Source organism: Butyrivibrio sp., from assembly GCF_017635265.1.
GTDB lineage: Bacteria > Bacillota > Clostridia > Lachnospirales > Lachnospiraceae > Butyrivibrio.
The window spans coordinates 12,455-31,454 of record NZ_JAGBLU010000024.1 but is presented as its reverse complement, the minus strand read 5'-3'; the positions used below and the strand labels follow the sequence as shown (position 1 = coordinate 31,454).

Here is a 19,000-nt window from a genome sequence, read left to right as displayed (position 1 = left end):
GACATGTATAACTGTTAGTAAAGCTCCTTGATGATATCTGGTGAGAGGGGAATCCTCCCTTCAATCATTACTTAGATTTGGAAATAGAAACTATTAACTGTAGTCCTTAATGACTACATCATTACTATACTAGGAGGATAAGAATGAACGTACCAAGCGGATATTCTGAAATCGGTATGATTGGTTTTACCGATAGGGGCGATTATGCTTCAAATGCTACTTATGTCAAGAATGATTTGGTGCATTATAGTGGTGGAGTCTGGAGGTGCCTTATTGACGATACAAGTGGCATAGAGCCACACGAAGGCCTTAATTGGACTATCTTTGTAAGCCAACCGGAAAGTGCCGCAGAGAGCTTAATTGCTCCAATTGAGCATGATATTGGAGCAAGCGAAAGGGATTATGCAATAGGCGAAAGATTGATACTCAATGATATTTTGTATAAGGCTAAGACAGCAATTTCCGTGGGTGACGAACTTGTGGTGAATACTAATATTGAAGTAGCAAATGCTATCATGGATTTTGACACCACACCAACAAATGGAAGTACAAAGTTTGTGACAAGTGGTGGAGTATATAGTTATATAGATGCCATGATAACACAAGCAATAGCGGCATCATATTAAGGGGAGGATTATAAATGTCAGCGTTAACCGATTTATTCACAAGTTTGGCAAATAAAATAAGAAATAAGCTAGGAACTACTTCTACATATACTCCCACACAGGCTATATCAGCTATTGATGATGTATATACTAAGGGAGTAACAGATACTAAGAAAGGAAATGCTACTACTGGAGATGTAAAGAGTGGCGTAACTTTTACAAGTGCAAATGGAGTTGAACTTATTGGAACTTTTGCAGCTCAAACAAAAACAGTAACCGCTGGAACATCTGCTTCTACTGTTACACCCGATAGTGGTAAATATCTTAGTAAATTAACTATAAATCCTACCCCTTCACAGAGTAAATCTGCTTCACCGAGTACATCAGCACAAACAATAAGTCCTGATAGTGGAAAATTATTATCCAGTGTTAGCATTTCAGCTATTTCTACACAGGAAAAGACAGTAACATCTTCAAGAAGTGCGCAGACAGTAACGCCCGATAGTGGAAAGTATTTAAGTAAAGTTACAGTAAACGCTCTAGTACCAGCAGGCACTTACGACGCAGGAGCAACAAGAAGCACCGCAATAGATATGGGAGCAACAAGTAACTACAGATATGTAAATACTAATTCTGTTGCTAATACTAATAGTGGTACTTATACACCATCAAGTAATGGTACTGCTCTTGATATGGGTGCCACTAATACTTATAGATATGTGAATACAAGCACCGTTTATCAGTTAGGAATAACAGCAAATAAACAGGCTAATGCAACTAAAGATGTTACACTGATGGCACCTTCCGCTGGTTCATGGTGTTTAGTATTATTACCAAGGACTTGTGGACAGGTAGTAATTAACAACGTCACATATCAAGCAGGTTCATACGTATCAGGTGATATAGTTCACATACGAAATATAGATGGGTCAAATATAGCAAATTTAGCGTTAGATAGTGCACAAGGAAAATCGGGAACTGCTCTTAATCTATATGCACTTCAAGTAGTGTTAGCACCCAGTAGTACAAATAGACAAGTATATATTCAATTCACTTGTTATCTATAAAAAGGAGGCAAATAAATGAAAATTAAATTCCATGAAACTATTTATAATCTTATTGATATGCCAAATGTATTACCATCAAGATTTCAGGCAACAATAGAAAAAGGAGATAATACTTTTGATTCTATCATTGAAGATACTGTAAATCCTACAGAGATTACAGTATATAATGATGATGAGGAAATAGTAGGGGTATATACAGGCTTTAACAAGAGAATAGCTATAACAATAATGGAGAATGTATCTATTGAATTAGAAAATACTAATCTTCAATCACAGATTGATGCTCTTATATCACAAGTGCAGACACAAGAAACAGCAATTGCCGATCTTGGCGAAACAGTTAATGCAGTTTCTGAGGTAAATGATACACAGGATAGTGCAATATCCGATTTGGCTGATGCAATATCGGAAGTAGTAGGATAAGGAGGCTTAAAAAATGGGCGAATGGTACGGAAAAAAAATTATTAATGAGGTAATTAACCCAAAGACCAGTAAAGCATGGGCAATGGCTGATGTGCCAAAACTTTGGAAAGCCAAAACACAGAAATGGCTTGATGAATATGTTAATAACGAGTAATCGAATGAAAGTGATATATGAACATGATTAATTAGTTCGCAAAAGGTTACAATTTCTAAACTAAAAAATGAATAATTTATAGGGAAAAGACAGCTATCTGCAATATGGTAGCTGTCTATTTTATTGGAGGAAAAAGATGAAAAACATAGACATATTATCAAGCATTGTTGGAATCATAGCAGCATTCTTTACTACATTATTCGGAGGATGGACAGCTGGAATGACAACTTTAATGATATTCGTGGCAGTGGACTATATATCAGGCATCATTGTTGCTGGAGTATTCAAAAAGTCAAAGAAGTCAGAGAATGGAGCTCTTGAATCAAGAGCCGGATTCAAAGGCCTATGTCGGAAAGGCATGATCCTGATTGTAGTATTGATTGCATATAGACTTGATTTACTTTTGAACACTACCTATATAAGAGATATGGTGGTTATTGGCTTTTGCACAAATGAATTGATAAGTATTGTTGAGAATGCTGGATTGATGGGAATACCTCTTCCGGCAATTATCACGAAAGCGATTGACATACTTAAGAAAAAAACAGAATTTAATGAGGATAACATATATGAGTGAAGTATTGGGAATTGATGTCAGTCACTATCAGGGCGAGATTGATTGGCATGAAGTTTCAAAAGACAACAAGAAATTTGCAATCTTAAAATGTCAGTACGAAGCGCAGTCTCACAGAAAAGATGAATACTTTGAAAGAAATTATCAGGGAGCTGGAGAAAACGGATTATCAAGGGGAGTATATATTTATATAGCAAGAGCTTCAATGGCTGATCCTGAAGCAGACGCAAAGTCTCTTCTGAATCATCTTGCTGGAAGAACTCTTGAATATGGAATATGGCTTGACCTTGAGGATAAGACAGTCGAGGCTAAAGGAAAAGCATATATCAGGGATATTGCATATATTTATGCTGATATATTCAGAGCAGCCGGATATTATGTCGGAATATATTGCAATAAAGATTGGTATTCCAGACTTATCCATAATGATCTAAAGAGAGACTTCGACTTTTGGATTGCAAGATATCCGTCCAATGACACCGGAAAATATAATCCCACATCTTCATTGAAGCCTTCAAAATATGGAGTTGCATGGCAGTATTCATCACAAGGCTTCGTGACCGGAGTTAAGACAAGGTGTGATTTGGATGTTGATTTTGATGGCATCATTAATCTGACAGCGAACGCTTCGAAGGTTATCAACGGAAATCCATATCCAGAGCCAACAAGGACATTGAAAAGGACTTGCACCGGAGATGATGTCAAATGGCTGCAATATGAGTTGATAAAGCTTGGATATAATATCGGAAAGCTGGATGGAGTATTCGGTCAAAAGACATATTCAGCAGTATGCTTATACCAGAAGACTCAAGATGGCAAGTTGTCAGTCGATGGAATTGTAGGGAAATACACTTTGGAAGCTCTACAGAAGGCTCTGTGAGTTGACACGAAAGTTGACACGAAATAAAGCATAGTCGGTATTTATTGGGCTTGAAGCATTTTTGTAACATGTTCGATTCCCGTCAGCAGCTTACATTATTTAGAAAGCCCATCGGTTTGTTCCGATGGGCTTTTTTCTATGCATTCTTAAATTGAAAATTTAAGAATGCATCAACCAAGCCATTTTAAATCAACTTCGTTGATGAGGCTTGGTTGACTCTTTATTCATATTCTCACGAAATCCGCAGTTTATGCGGATTTCTGAAATTTAGTTCATGAAGTCATGTATTATCATCCTGACCGCGCCTGTCATAGCCTGTTCTTTCATAATATTCTTTTTTATCCTCATACATGTTGTTGTCGGCTATTTTGGACAGATCTTCGATTGAACAATGGGGATTGTCTCTTACGGTAGCATAGCCAATAGCTACACTTATTCCATCGACATAATTTCCGCGCCAGTGTTCAAGCTGAGTTTTAAAGTATTTGATCCTCTTTTCCAATTCATTTTTACTTGCAATTATGAGAACTGCAAATTCATCACCGCCAAGTCGGCCTATATTGCTGGTAGATGAGGATGAAAAGGCAAGCTTAAGGCAAGTTGCAGTACCTGTTAAAAGTTCATCTCCGGCATCATGCCCTAAGGTATCGTTGTAGTATTTTAATCTGTTGACGTCGATTGCTATGTAAGTAAGATCATGGGGAAGGCGATTCTTTTCATAATCATCTATAAGTGCGTAGAAATGCCTTCTGTTGCCAAGACCTGTTAATTGATCGGTGTATGCAAATATCTTGGTCTGAGCAAATTCTTTTTCTTCTCTTACACTTAGTCCTATTCTCCTGTATATAAGACCTATCTGAACCATAATATAGAGCATCAGGTCGATTATGATCACGAAAATGTAATTGTAATCAACATTGTCTATGTATTTAATAAGAGAGTAGCCTGCAAGTATGATAAATACCCCATTTGCTACTGCAATTCCGGTTCTGTTTGAAAGCCTTTTTTCTTCTCTTATACTGTTGTAGGAGTAGTAGCCAACCATTATCATTACAAGTACATCTAAAAAGTGCGCTATATACACAAGCCATCCCCACTCGAATATATCAAGAGATGCAAGGAGGCAGGATATGACAATTGTTATGGCAATAAAACCGTCAATTATCATATCTGATTTCCCAACTCTTAAGAAAATACATCTGGCAATTTCAAAGAACATTAAAGGCATCAGAAGAAAAGAAATTATATTAAGAATTGAGAAGCCCGTCATGTATCCGAATGCTATGAATGGGATTCTGGTTTCGTTTATTATCCACTGCCCTGAAATTACAGAAAATGCACCCGCATAGAAAAGAGCTTCAAAAGTAAGCTTTCTGATAAGGTTTGCTCTTCTTAGGATGAAAATCGCAGAAACAATCATTTCAAGCACACCTGTTACGGTAAACAGGATAAAAAGAACAACGGAGGGAATATTATTTTTTAGTTGTGAAATACAATAGGCTGACCTTGTAGTTACAAAGGCCTCTGTCAGTTCACAACCATAAAGAGATTTCTGAGGAGTGATGGTAACCTCTATTTTTTTGTCTGTATAATCAACTTCGAGAGGAATCCAGATTTCTTTTTTGCCTGCATCGGTGTTGTGTCCGAATAAAACGTTGTTTCTGGATTCCAGAACTTCGATGCCGTCAATTGACACAGAGTATTTTTTGTAATAGCACCTGATAACAAGAAGCTGGTCGCCGAAAACGGTTGGAAGAGTGTTATTTATGGTAAAGGTATCATCTGAGCTGAAAGGAAACGATATATATTTACCGTCGATTTTCCAATAATCATTCAGTGTTACGGAGTTCTCTCTGAAATAGTCGTTGGATTCATTGGAATAACAGAATCCCAGCCCAATGAACAGAAGAATTATCAGAATATATGTAAATGCTATAATTCGTCTTCTGAAACGCGTATCCATAGGCATTATTCTCCTTTGAATTCTCTATTTTTAATTATATCATGCACTATATTGCGTTAAATCTAATAATTTGATTAAGAAAGAGATAAAAGAATAAAAATATAGCAAAAAATGATAAGAAAACAGATTATTTTAGATTGAATTAGAAATATAGGTGGAATAAAATCAAAATTAGCAGAAACTATTTTTGCATTATTTCGAAATAAAATGGGGTGGATATTATGAAAAAGCGAAACTCGAAGTGGAAGTATCCCAGAACGAGACTTCAGTGGTTATGGGATAATATGGAAGGGTACAGAGCATTATATGCTTTGGCAGTGATTGGCACAGTTGTTTACAATATGTTGCAGCTGACTGTGCCATTTTTTTCTGCCCAAATTGTGGACAGATTCTTATCGGGACCAAATGCAAAAGAGAATCTCACGGGACATCCGGATGAGTTTATACGACTTCTTATTTTGATGATAGGTCTCACGGTTCTTCGATGTATCATAGTGTATTTTGACTGCATGGGATATGAATATGTATCTCAGGTGGTTTTGTTCAAGGTCAGAAATTTTCTTTATGACAAAATCCAGAGACAGGACATGAAGTTTTACAATACATACCGCACAGGTGATCTGATGACAAGAGTTACAGGTGACCTTGATGCGGTAAGACATATGGTTGCCTGGGTAATCAGAATGGTGGTTGAGGCATTTTCTCTGGTTACAGCTACAGCCGTATATTTCATTTATATGGACTGGAGATTGGCTTTTAGTCTTTTGATTGTAGCGCCGCTGATTTTCTTTATTATTTACGTGTTTAAACTGCTGGTTGCGCCGATGCATGCGCTTCTTCGTGAAAAACTGGCATATATGAATACTGTTGCACAGGAAAATATCGCCGGAAACAGAGTGGTTAAAGCTTTTGCAAGAGAAGAGTATGAAATAGAAAAGTTCGACGAATGTAACATGGATTACAGGGATACCAATAAAAAGACAGCTATGATATGGCTTAGGTTCTATCCGTTTGTGGAAACACTTGCCAATGCCCTTGCTGTAATCCTTCTTTTGGTGGGAGGCCTTTTCCTTATTCATGGTGATATTACCATGGGGGAATACGTGGCATTTTCAGGTCTTATATGGGCAATCGCAAACCCGATGAGACAACTTGGAAATGTTATGAATGAGTTCCAGAGATTTTCTGCGGCATCTGCCAAGGTAATGGAAATCTATTACTCAGAAGCTGAGATTGTGGACGCCAAAGATGCGGTCGATAAGCCTGAAAGATTTGAAGGAAACATTGAATTCAAAGATGTTTCTTTTCACTATGCAGACAATGATCTGCCTGTACTTGAGCATATTTCTTTTACCGCCAAAAAAGGTCAGACGATTGCCATTATGGGCGAGACAGGATGCGGAAAAACATCTCTTATACATCTGATTCCAAGGTTTTATGAGCCGTCAAGTGGGGAAATCCTTATTGATGGCGTTAATGTCAACAAGTTAAAACTGCACCAGCTAAGGAAAAATATCGGTCTGGCAACACAGGATGTTCTTCTTTATTCAGACACTATCGATGGCAATATTGCTTATGGAGACAGTGAAATAAGCAGGGAGCAGGTTGTGAGATTTGCCAAATATTCTGCAGCCTCTGACTTTATTGCCAAGATGCCTGAAGGCTATGAAACAATAGTAGGTGAAAGAGGTGTTGGTCTTTCCGGCGGACAGAAGCAGAGGATATCTCTTGCAAGGGCACTGGCAGTAAGACCTTCAATTCTGATACTTGATGATACAACTTCTGCAGTAGATCTTGAGACAGAAAAAGAAATTCAGGAAAGCCTTAAAAATCTTGATTTTGAATGTACAAAGATCATAATTGCCCAGCGAATATCCACCACAAAGGATGCAGACCAGATTCTTATCATGCAGCATGGGGAGATAACAGAGCGAGGCACGCATGAGGAACTTATCAGACTTGGCGGATATTATGCAGAACTTGTGAAGCTGCAGGCTGGCTAAACGTTTTGATGCGCACATATCTGTTTTAGCTGACATTTTCATTCCGTGAAAAACGTAGCAGTACTAAGCTTACAAAAAACGTAAGCTAAGTGCTGACGTTTTTCAAGGCAGCAAAAACATATATGCACTTACAAAACGCCTTAGGCACTATGAATTTTCAAAGTACAGGTAATACCACGACTATAATTTGGAGCTGGTTACCGTTAACGACCGTGTTTTGGTCGGTTACGGTATCCGCATCCGATCGGACTTAGTCAGATAATAAACTTGCGTTATTAGAGGAGGAATGGACGTGAGACGAAATACATATAAAGAGGATGAAATATTAGAAGAGCCCTTTGATATAAAGCATCTTTTAAGGGCTTCCGGATATATAAAAAAACATGCGGGAAAAATGGGACTGGCGCTGTTGTTTTCTGCTATTGGTGGTGCGGCAGCGCTAGTAAGCCCGATGATAGTTCAAAGAGCGCTGGATGTTGCTATTCCAAGCGGAGATGAGAGGATGCTGTACAGACTTGTTATAGCAGCTTCCATCTTTTATGTTTGCAGCGTTATTTTTACCACAATCCGTTCAAGAATAATGGTAAATGTGAGTCAGAATATCATTTATCAGATAAGGAGTGATCTGTTTGAACATCTTCAGAAACTGCCATTTCAGTATTATGATGACAGACCCCACGGTAAGATTCTGGTAAGAGTTGTTAACTATGTAAACTCTGTTTCGGATATGTTAAGTAACGGCCTTATAAACGTAGTTTTGGAAATACTAAACCTTGTTTTTATCGTTATATTTATGTTTGCTGTTGATGTTAAGTTAAGTCTTGTGGTTCTGGCAGGCGTACCGTTTCTTATGATATTTATGTTCTGGATAAAGAATAAGCAGAGAAAGGCTTGGCAGGCTGTATCCAACAAAAACTCCAATCTGAATGCTTATTTGCAGGAAAATATTGTAGGCGCCAGAATAACACAGATTTTTGCAAGAGAAGATGAGAATGCCGAGATATTCAAAGTTCTTTCTTCCAACTGCAAAAAAGCCTGGATGAAGGCAGTAAGCTATTCGACAATGGTTTGGCCCGGAATTGATACTATTTCGGTACTTGTTCGAGCTGCAATATTTATGTTTGCTCTTGTTGTTTTTTCGAAGGGCAATGAGTCACTGGGTGTTATTGTTGCCATATCAAGTTATGCATCAAGATTTTGGCAGCCTATCATGAACCTTGGAAATATTTTTAACAACTTTATAAACAATATGGCGTATCTTGAGAGAATATTTGAAACTATGGATGAACCGGTTACCGTAGATGATGCTCCTGATGCAGTGCCTATGAAGAAAATGGTAGGGGAAGTGACGTTTGACCATGTATCTTTCTCCTATGAGAAGGGAAAAGAAATACTTCATGATGTATCTTTTACTGTAAAGCCCGGAGAGAGTATTGCTTTGGTTGGACCAACCGGCGCCGGAAAGAGTACGATTGTAAGCCTTATTTCAAGGTTTTATAACGTAGACAGTGGAAGAATTCTTATAGATGGTCAGGATATTTCAAAGGTTACACTTAACTCACTTCGCTCACAGATGGGAATAATGTTGCAGGATAGCTTTATTTTCTCCGGGACTATTGGAGACAATATCCGCTATGGTAAGCTTGATGCAACCGAAACAGAGATTAGACGTGCCAGCAAAGCAGTATGTGCGCACGATTTTATAAAAGTAATGCCAAAAGGCTATAATACTGAAGTTAAAGAGAGAGGAGCCCTTCTTTCGCAGGGACAAAAGCAGCTTTTATCCTTTGCAAGAACTCTTTTGTCAGACCCTGCAATTCTGGTTTTGGACGAAGCAACTTCCAGTATTGATGTTCAGACGGAAAAAGCTCTTCAAAAGGGCCTTGATACCATGCTTGAAGGCAGGACAAGTTTTATAATTGCACATAGACTTTCCACCATTACAAAATGTGATAAAATAATGTATATAGACAACGGAGGAATTTCCGAGTGTGGAAGCCATGATGAGCTTATGGCAAGGAAAGGTGCGTACTATCATTTGTTTACTGCACAGATGGATGGTATAGAAGCTGTGTGAAAAGGTGACTGAAATTTGACAAGTTATTACGACTATTGTAAAATTTGTTTCATGCTAAAAAAGAAAAAAACTAAAAATCAAATAATATTAGGTTCTTTTGCCGCCGCTTTTTCAGTAGTTGTTTTTGCAGGTCTTATGGCTGATAAGCATATAGCGACCGTTGAAGCTGCTCAGATTAATGAAAGCGTTGTTGAAGGAGAGGTTTTAAACGTACAGTTGGATGAAGCTCTTGGAGAAGAGAATTTGTCACAGGAAGCTGTAACAGAATTAATTGCCGTGGATGAGACCTTGGAAGCAACAGGAGAAAGTAGTGAAGAAACCTGCGGGGCAGTAGTTACTTTGTATGACAGTCCACTTGTTATGTATGCAAGTGACACAGTAAATGTGAGAAGCGGAGCAGGAACGGATTTTGCCAAGCTTGGCAGGATTGCCTGGGGAAGTGAACTTTCTGTATTGGGTGTTACTGACAATAATTGGTACGAAATTTCTTATGGAGATTCAGTAGGCTTTATTAGTGGTGATTACGTTACATCAGAAATTCCGAGTGTGCCGTATCTCTTTGTTGGTGATTCCAGAACTGTTCAGCTTGAAATGGCTGTTGGAGATTCTGACAAGGCATATGTAGCCAAAGTCGGAGAGGGATACAGCTGGTTCAAAAATACAGCCCTTACTGAAATTCAGGAGTACGCCGGAAATGGAACGACCATGATCATTAACTTTGGTGTTAACGATCTTGCCAATGCTTCCAAGTACATTAGTCTCATTAACAGTTACATTGATGTTTGGGATGCAGCAGGCATAACAGTTTATTATTCATCAGTTACACCGGTCGGAAGTTATCCTACTGTTACCAATGCGCAGATTGAGAATTTCAATTCAAGACTTCAATCTGAACTTGATCCGAGAATAAAATGGATTGACAGTTATTCTTATCTTACACAGACAGGCTTTAATACTGCTGACGGATTGCACTATGATAAGAGCACTTATCAAAACCTCTACTCCTACTATATGTCAGTAGTGGCAACCGATGTATAAAAGTATGACTTTCTTGTAAATGGTCACAGATGATGTGGAAGTTTAGAGATAGTTCTGTTCACTCCGGTATTTTTCAATGTGATAAATTGGACATAAAACACCCACAAAAGCCATGTTTCATGCTTATTCAGAGCACAAGTCTTTTGTGGGCTTATTTATATCCATTTATCAGCATTTCAAAATAAATCATTCACATAACTATCTCTAAACTTCCACAACATCTGCTGTTCTGCTATAAATAGTATAATCTTAGCAGTAAATAGAAAAATCCATTTGTGCCCATAGCTTTGGATAGAGCGATTTAGTATGAGCAATAGAGACTGTTAATAAAAAATAAAAGCCTCATTTCCTGTTTTGAATAAGCATGAAAGGAAATGAGGCGGATTATTTTGAATTTACTGTCTCTTTGCGAATACTACCCGAGCTCTGGACAAAGCTATGGGCATAAATGGATTTTATTTTGGCTCTCGCAAGAAAGTATATATTCTTGAAATTTGGGTTTAGAAATGCATAATTATAGTTATGAATGAGAACATGACTATTGGCATCCTTGCCCATGTGGATGCGGGAAAAACAACTATATCAGAAGGAATATTATATTTGGCAGGTGCTCTGCGCAAGATGGGAAGAGTGGATCACAGAGACACCTTCCTTGATAATTACGACCTTGAAAGAGACAGAGGTATCACAATTTTTTCCAAGCAGGCGGTCTTTGAATATGGTGGATATAACTTTACTCTCCTTGATACCCCGGGACATGCTGATTTTTCTGCAGAAATGGAGAGAACTCTCTCTGTTTTGGATGCGGCGGTGCTTCTGATAAGCGCTCCCGATGGCATAACAGGGCAGACCAAAACATTGTGGAAACTTCTCGATTATTATCGTGTTCCTGTATTTATTTTTGTTAACAAAATGGATCAGTACAGGGGAGAAAGAGATTCACTGTTAAAAGAAATAAAGGATACATTAAGCGGAAATTGTATCAATTTTGATGATGATTTCAATTCGCCTGAACTTCAGGAAGAAATAGCAGTCTGCGACGAGACACTGTTAAATATTTTTCTTGAAGGAAATGAAATATCCAAAGATCAGGTGAAAGAACTGATAAAGAGCAGAAAATGCTTTCCATGCACCTTTGGAAGTGCATTAAAAATGGAGGGAATAGAAAAGCTTCTTTCTGTCATAACTTCTTTTGCACCTAATATTGAGGCTGATGAAAATGCTCCATTTGGTGCTAAAGTATTCAAGATAAGCCGTGATGCAAACGGAAACAGACTTACACATATCAAGGTCACAAGCGGAGAATTACTTCCAAAAACTCAGCTTGGTGATGAGAAAATAGACCAGATACGCCTGTATTCCGGTGATAAATTCGCAGCTTTGACAAGTGCAAAAGCTGGTCAAATCTGCGCTGTCACCGGACTATCCTCGGTTTTACCGGGAGAAAATATAGGTGATAACTCTTATGCCCGGCAAAATGGCCTAATACAGCCCATCCTGTCATGCTCGGTTATCCTGCCTGAAGACAAAGATCCTATTGGCTTTTACAAAGAACTTAAAGTTTTGGAGGAAGAAGATCCCACTCTGCAGCTTAGCTTCAATGAAAAGGCCCGGCTTATAGAAGTAAAGATAATGGGCGAAGTTCAAAAAGAAGTTCTAAAGCATATGGTTAAGCAGCGCTTTGGGACGGATATTGAATTTGGACCGGGACATATTGTCTATAAAGAGACCATTGCTAATAAAGTGGAAGGTGTCGGACACTTTGAACCGCTGCGCCACTATGCTGAAGTCCATTTGCTTTTGGAACCGGGCCCGGAAGGTAGCGGAGTTACTTTTGCAAACAAATGCAGCACAGATAAACTCTCGCTTAACTGGCAAAGGCTTATATTGACGCACTTACAGGAAAAAAAGCATTTAGGAGTTCTTACCGGTTCTGAAATCACAGACATAAAAATAACTCTTGTAACAGGAAAGGCTCATGAAAAGCATACGGAAGGCGGGGATTTCAGACAGGCAACCTACAGAGCTGTGCGTCAGGGGCTTATGTGTGCCGAGTCAGTACTTCTTGAACCTGTTCTGGAATACAGACTTGAGATTCCTCAGGGAGCGGTGGGAAGAGCTCTGACAGATATGCAGCGTATGAACGGAACCACATCTCTTCCTGACATATCAGGTGAAAAAGCGATAATCACAGGAACAGTACCTGCTGCATGTTTTCTTGACTATGCATCTGAGCTATCTTCATACACCCGTGGAGAAGGACAAATTTTTACAACCTTCAAAGGCTATGAACCCTGCCATAATGCAGCGGAAATCATTGAAAAAACGGGATACGATCCTGACCTTGATGCCGATAATCCATCATCATCTGTCTTTTGTTCTCATGGAAGCGGAATAATAGTTCCATGGGATGAAGCATTGGAACGAATGCATGTAGATTCAGGTCTTTTCCCAAAGAAGAGGACCGCTGCAGTTATAGAAAAAGAGTTTGTTAAATACAAAGATTCCGAAGAGGAGTTAAAGGCTATCTTTGAAAGAACCTATGGGAAGATTACCCCCAGATACGTAGAAACAGCTGTAACCTACGACTCTGCAAATCAGGCAGACAGCCCGGATGAAGATACAAGAGACTACGATCTCGAAAAAGCCAAGAAGGAAAAGCACAGTAACAGTTCCCCAGCCCATAAAGAGGAAATCAATAAAAAATACCTTTTGATAGATGGCTACAATATCATATATGCGTCAAATGAGCTGGCTGAACTGGCCGGAACCGATCTTAAAGCGGCACGTGATAAGCTGATCGATATTGTTATGAACTTTCAGGGATTTAGAAGCGAGCAGGTGATTATTGTCTTTGACGCATATAAAGTTCCCGGAGGAAAAGAGCATATAGATAACTATAGTGGTCTTTTGGTTGTATATACCAAAGAAGCTGAAACTGCTGATCAATATATAGAAAAAGCTGCCCATGAAATCAGCAAAAAGTATCAGGTTACTGTTGCAACTTCAGATGCTATCGAACAGGTAATCGTATTAAGCAGCGGTGCTTTAAGGCTTTCAGCCAGAGATTTTTGGGAGGAAATAAAAATAACCAATGAGATGATTTCCGAAAAAATCGCGTTGAAAATGAAAGAGTCAACCAAGCCTTATTGAGGAATTGATTAATCTGTATCATGTGTTATACTAAATGTATCACAGATTAGGAGGCGTTTATGATCATAGAGATTGATTTTAATAGTGATGAAGCAATCTATATGCAGCTTTGCAACCAGATCATCCTGGGCATTGCTACGTCTCAGTTCCGCGAGGGAGAGCAGCTTCCAAGTGTAAGGCAGCTGGCAGAGACCATCGGCATCAACATGCATACAGTTAATAAAGCTTATTCCATACTTCAGCAGGAGGGCTTTGTTAAGATAGACAGAAGGCGTGGAGCCATAATCGCCATAGACATTGATAAATTGCAGGCACTGAATGAAGCTAAGTCGGAACTTGCGGTAGTACTTGCCAGGGCAATCTGCAAAGGGCTCGGAAGAGATGATATACACAACCTTGTAGATCAGCTTTATGACAATTACGAGAGAAATTCTTGATGAAAGGAAGAATAGTATGGATTCAAAGTTTACTTTAATGGCAGCTGATGCGTTAAAGCTTGCCAGAAAAACAGCTAGAAGCCTTAAGCTTAATTATGTGGGTACCGAACACATTCTCATGGGACTCATATTAGAAGATGGAAGTGTTGCTTCCAGAATCCTTATTGATAATGGTATCGATGAGAACCGTATGATGGATATGATCAAGGATCTCATTGTTCCGGACAGTACAGTAAGTACTCTTGATAAAGATGGTTTTTCACCAAGGGCGGAAAAGGTTTTGGAGGAAGCCCACAGACTTGCTGAGCGATTCCATGCAGATAAAACCGGAACCGAGCACATCCTTTTGGCTCTTATAAAAGAGGGTGAGAATGTTGCAGTAAGGCTTATAAGCACACTTAATGTGCCTGCTCAGAAGATATATGCTGAGACTCTCGCAGCTATGGGCGAGGATCCTAACCTGGTAAAAGAGGATTTGGGAAGAAAGGCTGCTCCCAAGACGGGGAAGAAGGCATCAATTCTTGCCCAGTACAGCAGAGATATGACCGCCCTTGCACTTGAAGGTAAGCTCGATCCTGTTATCGGAAGAGAAAGAGAAATAAAAAGAGTTATACAGATACTTAGCAGAAGAACCAAAAACAACCCTTGCCTTATCGGTGAGCCCGGGGTTGGTAAGACTGCAGTTGTAGAGGGACTTGCCCAGAGAATAGCATCGGGTGATGTACCGCTTACAGTACAGAATAAGCGCCTTGTTACTTTGGATCTGTCGGGGATGATTGCAGGTTCCAAGTATAGAGGTGAATTTGAGGAACGTATTAAAAAAGTTATCAAAGAGGTTTCCGAAGATGGAAATATAATTCTTTTTGTTGATGAGATGCATACGTTAATCGGTGCAGGCGGTGCCGAGGGCGCTATTGATGCTTCCAACATTTTGAAACCATCTCTTGCAAGAGGCGAGATTCAGATGATCGGAGCAACAACTATTAGCGAATTCCGTAAATATGTTGAAAAAGATGCCGCTCTTGAGAGAAGATTCCAGCCGGTAAATGTTGATGAACCTACCAAAGAAGAGGCAATAGATATCCTTAAGGGTATTGTGAGTAAATATGAGGAACATCACAAAGTGACCATAACTCCCGAGGCAGTTAAGGCAGCGGTTGATCTGTCTGAGAGATATATCAATGACAGAAATCTTCCGGACAAGGCAATTGATCTTATAGACGAAGCTGCTTCTGCAGTAAGACTTCGTACTATGGGAGTATCACCCAAGATAAAAGAACTTGAAGAAACAGTTAAGTCCTATGATGGGAAGATTGAAACTGCACTTAAGGATCAGGACTTTAAGGCAGCAGGTGAGTACAATAAAGAGCAGAATGCCCTTATTGCCAAACTTAATCGGGCTAAAACAGCTGAAAAGAAAAAACAGCAGTCCTCAGCTTTTGTGGTAAATGAGAATGACATAGCAGAGGTAGTTGCCGAGTGGACAAGAATTCCTGTTAAGAAGATTGCTGAAAAAGAGTCCGAAAAGCTCCTTAAACTTGAATCGGTACTTCATAAGAGAGTTATTGGACAGGAGGATGCTGTTAAGGCTGTGTCCAAGGCCATCAGAAGAGGACGTGTCGGACTTCAGGATCCCAACAGACCAATAGGTTCATTTCTTTTCCTTGGACCGACAGGTGTAGGAAAGACCGAACTATCCAAAGCCCTTGCTGAAGCAATGTTTGGTGATGAAAATGCGCTTATAAGAGTTGATATGTCAGAGTATATGGAAGGTCACTCCGTTTCCAAGATGATCGGATCACCGCCTGGATATGTTGGCTTTGATGATGGTGGCCAGCTCAGCGAAAAGGTCAGAAGACATCCTTACTCAGTAATTCTTTTTGATGAAATTGAGAAAGCGCATCCTGATATCTTTAATGTGCTTTTACAGGTTCTTGACGACGGTCATATTACAGATTCAAAGGGTAGAAAAGTAAGCTTTAAGAATACTATCCTTATTATGACTTCCAATGTGGGAGCTCAGAAAATAGTTGATCCCAAAAAGCTTGGATTTGGTGCAGGCAGCGATGAAAAGAAGGACTACGAGGACATGAAGTCCGGAGTAATGGAGGAAGTTAAGCGTCTGTTTAAACCTGAGTTTATCAACAGAATTGATGAGATTATGGTATTCCATACATTAAATGAAAAAGAAATGATGGATATTGTTACACTTCTTTCACAGAATCTTGGAAAGCGTTGCAAGACACAGATGGATATAAATCTATCTATTTCACCTGCGGTTAAGAAATACCTTGTGACCAAATATTCTGATGCCAAGATGGGTGCAAGACCGCTTAAAAGAGCTATCCAGCAGACTATTGAGGATGCAATGGCAGAGGAACTTTTAAAGGGCAATATCAAGGCAGGAACAGATGTAACAGTCAATCTCAAGAACGACAAGATTGTTTTTACAACAGGGCAGGGTACAAAAACTTCAGTCAAAAAAGTTTCTGTCAAGACAACAAAACCTGCTAAATCATCTAAGACAAAAAGCACAGTTACAACAAAAAAGCCTGTAAAAAAATCTTCAAAAAAGTAACAAAATTTTAATTTTACATTAAGGTTCAATGACTTATAATGTTTAGTAAGAAACGAGCTATATATTTTTAGGAGGTTTGGATATGGCTGTAGTTGAGCAGTTAATTCGTGCTGAAGATGATGGAAGTATCAGTTTTGGAAACTATAAGCTTCCGGAAAAAAAGAAACTGGAAAATTTCGAGCATGGCGGAGACATCTATAAGGTAAAGACTTTTAAAGACATTACCAAGCTTGAGAGCAATGAGAACTTCGTATATGAATCCGTGCCCGGAACTACAGTTACAGGATTTAAGGAGACAGAAAAAGGACTGGAGTTTAGTGTAGAGGGTGAAACAGACGCCCAGATCACGCTTGGCCTTCTTGAGAAAACTGAATATAATGTGTTTGTGAATGGAACCAGTATTGGGAAAATGAGCACAAATGTAGGTGGAAAACTTAATTTAAGTGTAGAACTTTCAGAAGGAAGTGAAACACAGGTAAGAGTTGAATGTTAAAATTACTGTAGGGCTCTTCGAGAAGACTCGAAGGGCCCTTATTTTTTGGAGGAGTTATGGCAACTAAAATAAAGACAGTTTTCTTTTGTCAGAAATGTGGGTATGAATCATCAAAATGGATGGGACAGTGCCCGGGATGCAAAGAGTGGAATACCTTTGTTGAAGAGACAGTTAAAGCTACTCCTAAATCAGCCGTAGTATCAAAAGGGACAGCAGGCGCTTTAGGGGAGTATAAAAAGCCTCAGACACTCTCTGAAATTGTAATGACAGATGAAGAACGTTTTGATACGCATATAGGAGAACTTAACAGAGTGCTTGGAGGAGGCCTTGTTAAAGGCTCTCTTATTCTTGTGGGTGGAGATCCGGGAATAGGAAAATCCACGCTGCTTTTACAGGTGGCAGGAAATCTTTCTGAAGATAAAAGAGAAGTGCTCTATATTTCAGGCGAGGAATCACTAAGGCAGATAAAGCTTCGCGCAGGCAGAATAGGAGAGTTTTCTGATACACTAAAATTTATGTGTGAAACAAATCTTTCTGATATTGAAGAAGCAATAACAAGAGCAAAGCCGCAGGTTATTGTGATTGATTCAATTCAGACAATGTACAATGAAGAGGTGTCCTCCGCTCCGGGAAGTGTTTCTCAGGTCAGAGAATCTACATCTGTACTTCTTCGTATTGCAAAGAGCATGAATATTTCAGTATTTATCGTAGGGCATGTGACAAAAGAAGGACAGGTGGCAGGTCCCAGAGTACTGGAACATATGGTGGACACTGTTCTATACTTTGAAGGTGATCGTCACGCTTCCTATCGAATACTCAGAGCTGTCAAAAACAGATTTGGCTCCACTAACGAGATAGGTGTTTTTGAAATGCAGGAAAAAGGTCTTATGGAGGTGACAAACCCATCCGAATTCATGCTTGATGGGAGACCTATTAATGCCAGTGGCTCTATTGTAACCTGCTCAGTTGAGGGGACAAGGCCTATTTTGATAGAGGTTCAGGCCCTCGTCTGCAGGACGAATTTTGGATTCCCAAGGCGTCAGGCCAATGGTACGGATTATAACAGAGTAAATCTTTTGATGGCAGTACTTGAAAAGAGAATAGGCCTGCAGATGGCAGACTACGATGCATACATCAATTTGGCAGGAGGAATGAAGATAGCTGAACCATCCCTTGATCTTGGTATCTGTCTTGCCATCATATCCAGTTTTAAGAATAAACCAATAAAAGAAGATACGATTGCATTTGGAGAGGTAGGTCTTTCGGGAGAAGTGCGAAGCGTTAATATGGCTGAGGCCAGAGTTCAGGAAGCCAAAAAGCTTGGGTTTAAGACCTGTATCGTGCCGGGAGCTCTCGAAAAGAAGCTGAAAGCAAGCTGTAAAGGGATTGAAATAATCGGTGTACATTCAGTCAGTGATGCTCTGACACTGATTTAAACAAAATAGTTTCCAATTAACAAATTTTTTCATGATTATGATTGATTATATGATAGTGAATTTGATATATTTATTAGGTATGTTTGTTTTAGCGAGTTAAATCGAAAAAGAGTTTGGCT

15 protein-coding genes are annotated in these 19,000 nt (G+C 39.2%); 14 read left to right on the top strand and 1 reads right to left on the bottom strand.

Annotated elements, in window-relative coordinates:
- Window positions 1-143: 143 nt before the first annotated feature.
- The 6 genes from J6O61_RS03070 (at window position 144) to J6O61_RS03045 (ending at window position 3,703) form a co-directional block, all read left to right on the top strand.
- The gene (locus J6O61_RS03070) at window positions 144-626 is read left to right on the top strand and encodes a hypothetical protein (RefSeq protein ID WP_292209455.1); all 483 of its coding nucleotides are present in this window, start codon (window positions 144-146) and stop codon (window positions 624-626) included.
- A 14-nt stretch (window positions 627-640) separates the two neighbouring features.
- Window positions 641-1,672, top strand: coding sequence for a hypothetical protein (locus J6O61_RS03065; protein WP_292209452.1), 1,032 nt, complete (start codon window positions 641-643; stop codon window positions 1,670-1,672).
- A 15-nt stretch (window positions 1,673-1,687) separates the two neighbouring features.
- Window positions 1,688-2,095, top strand: a complete 408-nt coding sequence (locus J6O61_RS03060; protein ID WP_292209450.1) for a hypothetical protein — start codon at window positions 1,688-1,690, stop codon at window positions 2,093-2,095.
- Between the two features lie 13 nt (window positions 2,096-2,108).
- Complete coding sequence (locus tag J6O61_RS03055; RefSeq protein ID WP_292209449.1) at window positions 2,109-2,249, top strand: hypothetical protein; 141 nt, start codon at window positions 2,109-2,111, stop codon at window positions 2,247-2,249.
- A 136-nt stretch (window positions 2,250-2,385) separates the two neighbouring features.
- Window positions 2,386-2,826, top strand: a complete 441-nt coding sequence (locus J6O61_RS03050) for a phage holin family protein (RefSeq protein ID WP_292209446.1) — start codon at window positions 2,386-2,388, stop codon at window positions 2,824-2,826.
- Entirely contained in the window at window positions 2,819-3,703 is an 885-nt protein-coding gene (locus tag J6O61_RS03045; protein ID WP_292209444.1) for a GH25 family lysozyme, read from the top strand. The genes J6O61_RS03050 and J6O61_RS03045 overlap by 8 nt, the downstream gene beginning before the upstream one ends.
- Before the next feature lie 280 nt (window positions 3,704-3,983).
- Here the strand turns inward: J6O61_RS03045 and J6O61_RS03040 are convergent, their stop codons facing one another.
- Window positions 3,984-5,666, bottom strand: a complete 1,683-nt coding sequence (locus J6O61_RS03040; RefSeq protein WP_292209442.1) for a GGDEF domain-containing protein — start codon at window positions 5,664-5,666, stop codon at window positions 3,984-3,986.
- A 221-nt stretch (window positions 5,667-5,887) separates the two neighbouring features.
- Between J6O61_RS03040 and J6O61_RS03035 the strand changes: the two genes are divergently transcribed.
- From J6O61_RS03035 to radA, 8 genes are all read left to right on the top strand, one after another.
- Window positions 5,888-7,669 carry an ABC transporter ATP-binding protein gene (locus J6O61_RS03035; RefSeq protein WP_292209440.1) on the top strand — a complete coding sequence of 594 codons (1,782 nt, stop codon included), beginning with the start codon at window positions 5,888-5,890 and terminating at the stop codon, window positions 7,667-7,669.
- Window positions 7,670-7,961: 292 nt separating this feature from the next.
- The gene (locus J6O61_RS03030) at window positions 7,962-9,746 is read left to right on the top strand and encodes an ABC transporter ATP-binding protein (RefSeq protein WP_292209438.1); all 1,785 of its coding nucleotides are present in this window, start codon (window positions 7,962-7,964) and stop codon (window positions 9,744-9,746) included.
- A 51-nt stretch (window positions 9,747-9,797) separates the two neighbouring features.
- Window positions 9,798-10,784: an SH3 domain-containing protein gene (locus tag J6O61_RS03025; protein ID WP_292209436.1), complete on the top strand. Its 987-nt coding sequence runs from the start codon at window positions 9,798-9,800 to the stop codon at window positions 10,782-10,784.
- A gap of 522 nt (window positions 10,785-11,306) precedes the next feature.
- Complete coding sequence (locus J6O61_RS03020; RefSeq protein WP_292209433.1) at window positions 11,307-13,937, top strand: translation factor GTPase family protein; 2,631 nt, start codon at window positions 11,307-11,309, stop codon at window positions 13,935-13,937.
- A gap of 59 nt (window positions 13,938-13,996) precedes the next feature.
- A complete protein-coding gene (locus J6O61_RS03015) occupies window positions 13,997-14,374 on the top strand; it encodes a GntR family transcriptional regulator (protein ID WP_292209431.1) in 378 nt (125 codons plus the stop codon).
- 16 nt (window positions 14,375-14,390) lie between these two features.
- Complete coding sequence (locus J6O61_RS03010) at window positions 14,391-16,952, top strand: ATP-dependent Clp protease ATP-binding subunit (RefSeq protein ID WP_292209429.1); 2,562 nt, start codon at window positions 14,391-14,393, stop codon at window positions 16,950-16,952.
- Window positions 16,953-17,034: 82 nt separating this feature from the next.
- A complete protein-coding gene (locus J6O61_RS03005) occupies window positions 17,035-17,445 on the top strand; it encodes an endosialidase (RefSeq protein ID WP_292209427.1) in 411 nt (136 codons plus the stop codon).
- Window positions 17,446-17,501: 56 nt separating this feature from the next.
- Window positions 17,502-18,881: a DNA repair protein RadA gene (gene radA / locus J6O61_RS03000; protein ID WP_292209424.1), complete on the top strand. Its 1,380-nt coding sequence runs from the start codon at window positions 17,502-17,504 to the stop codon at window positions 18,879-18,881.
- Window positions 18,882-19,000: the final 119 nt, after the last annotated feature.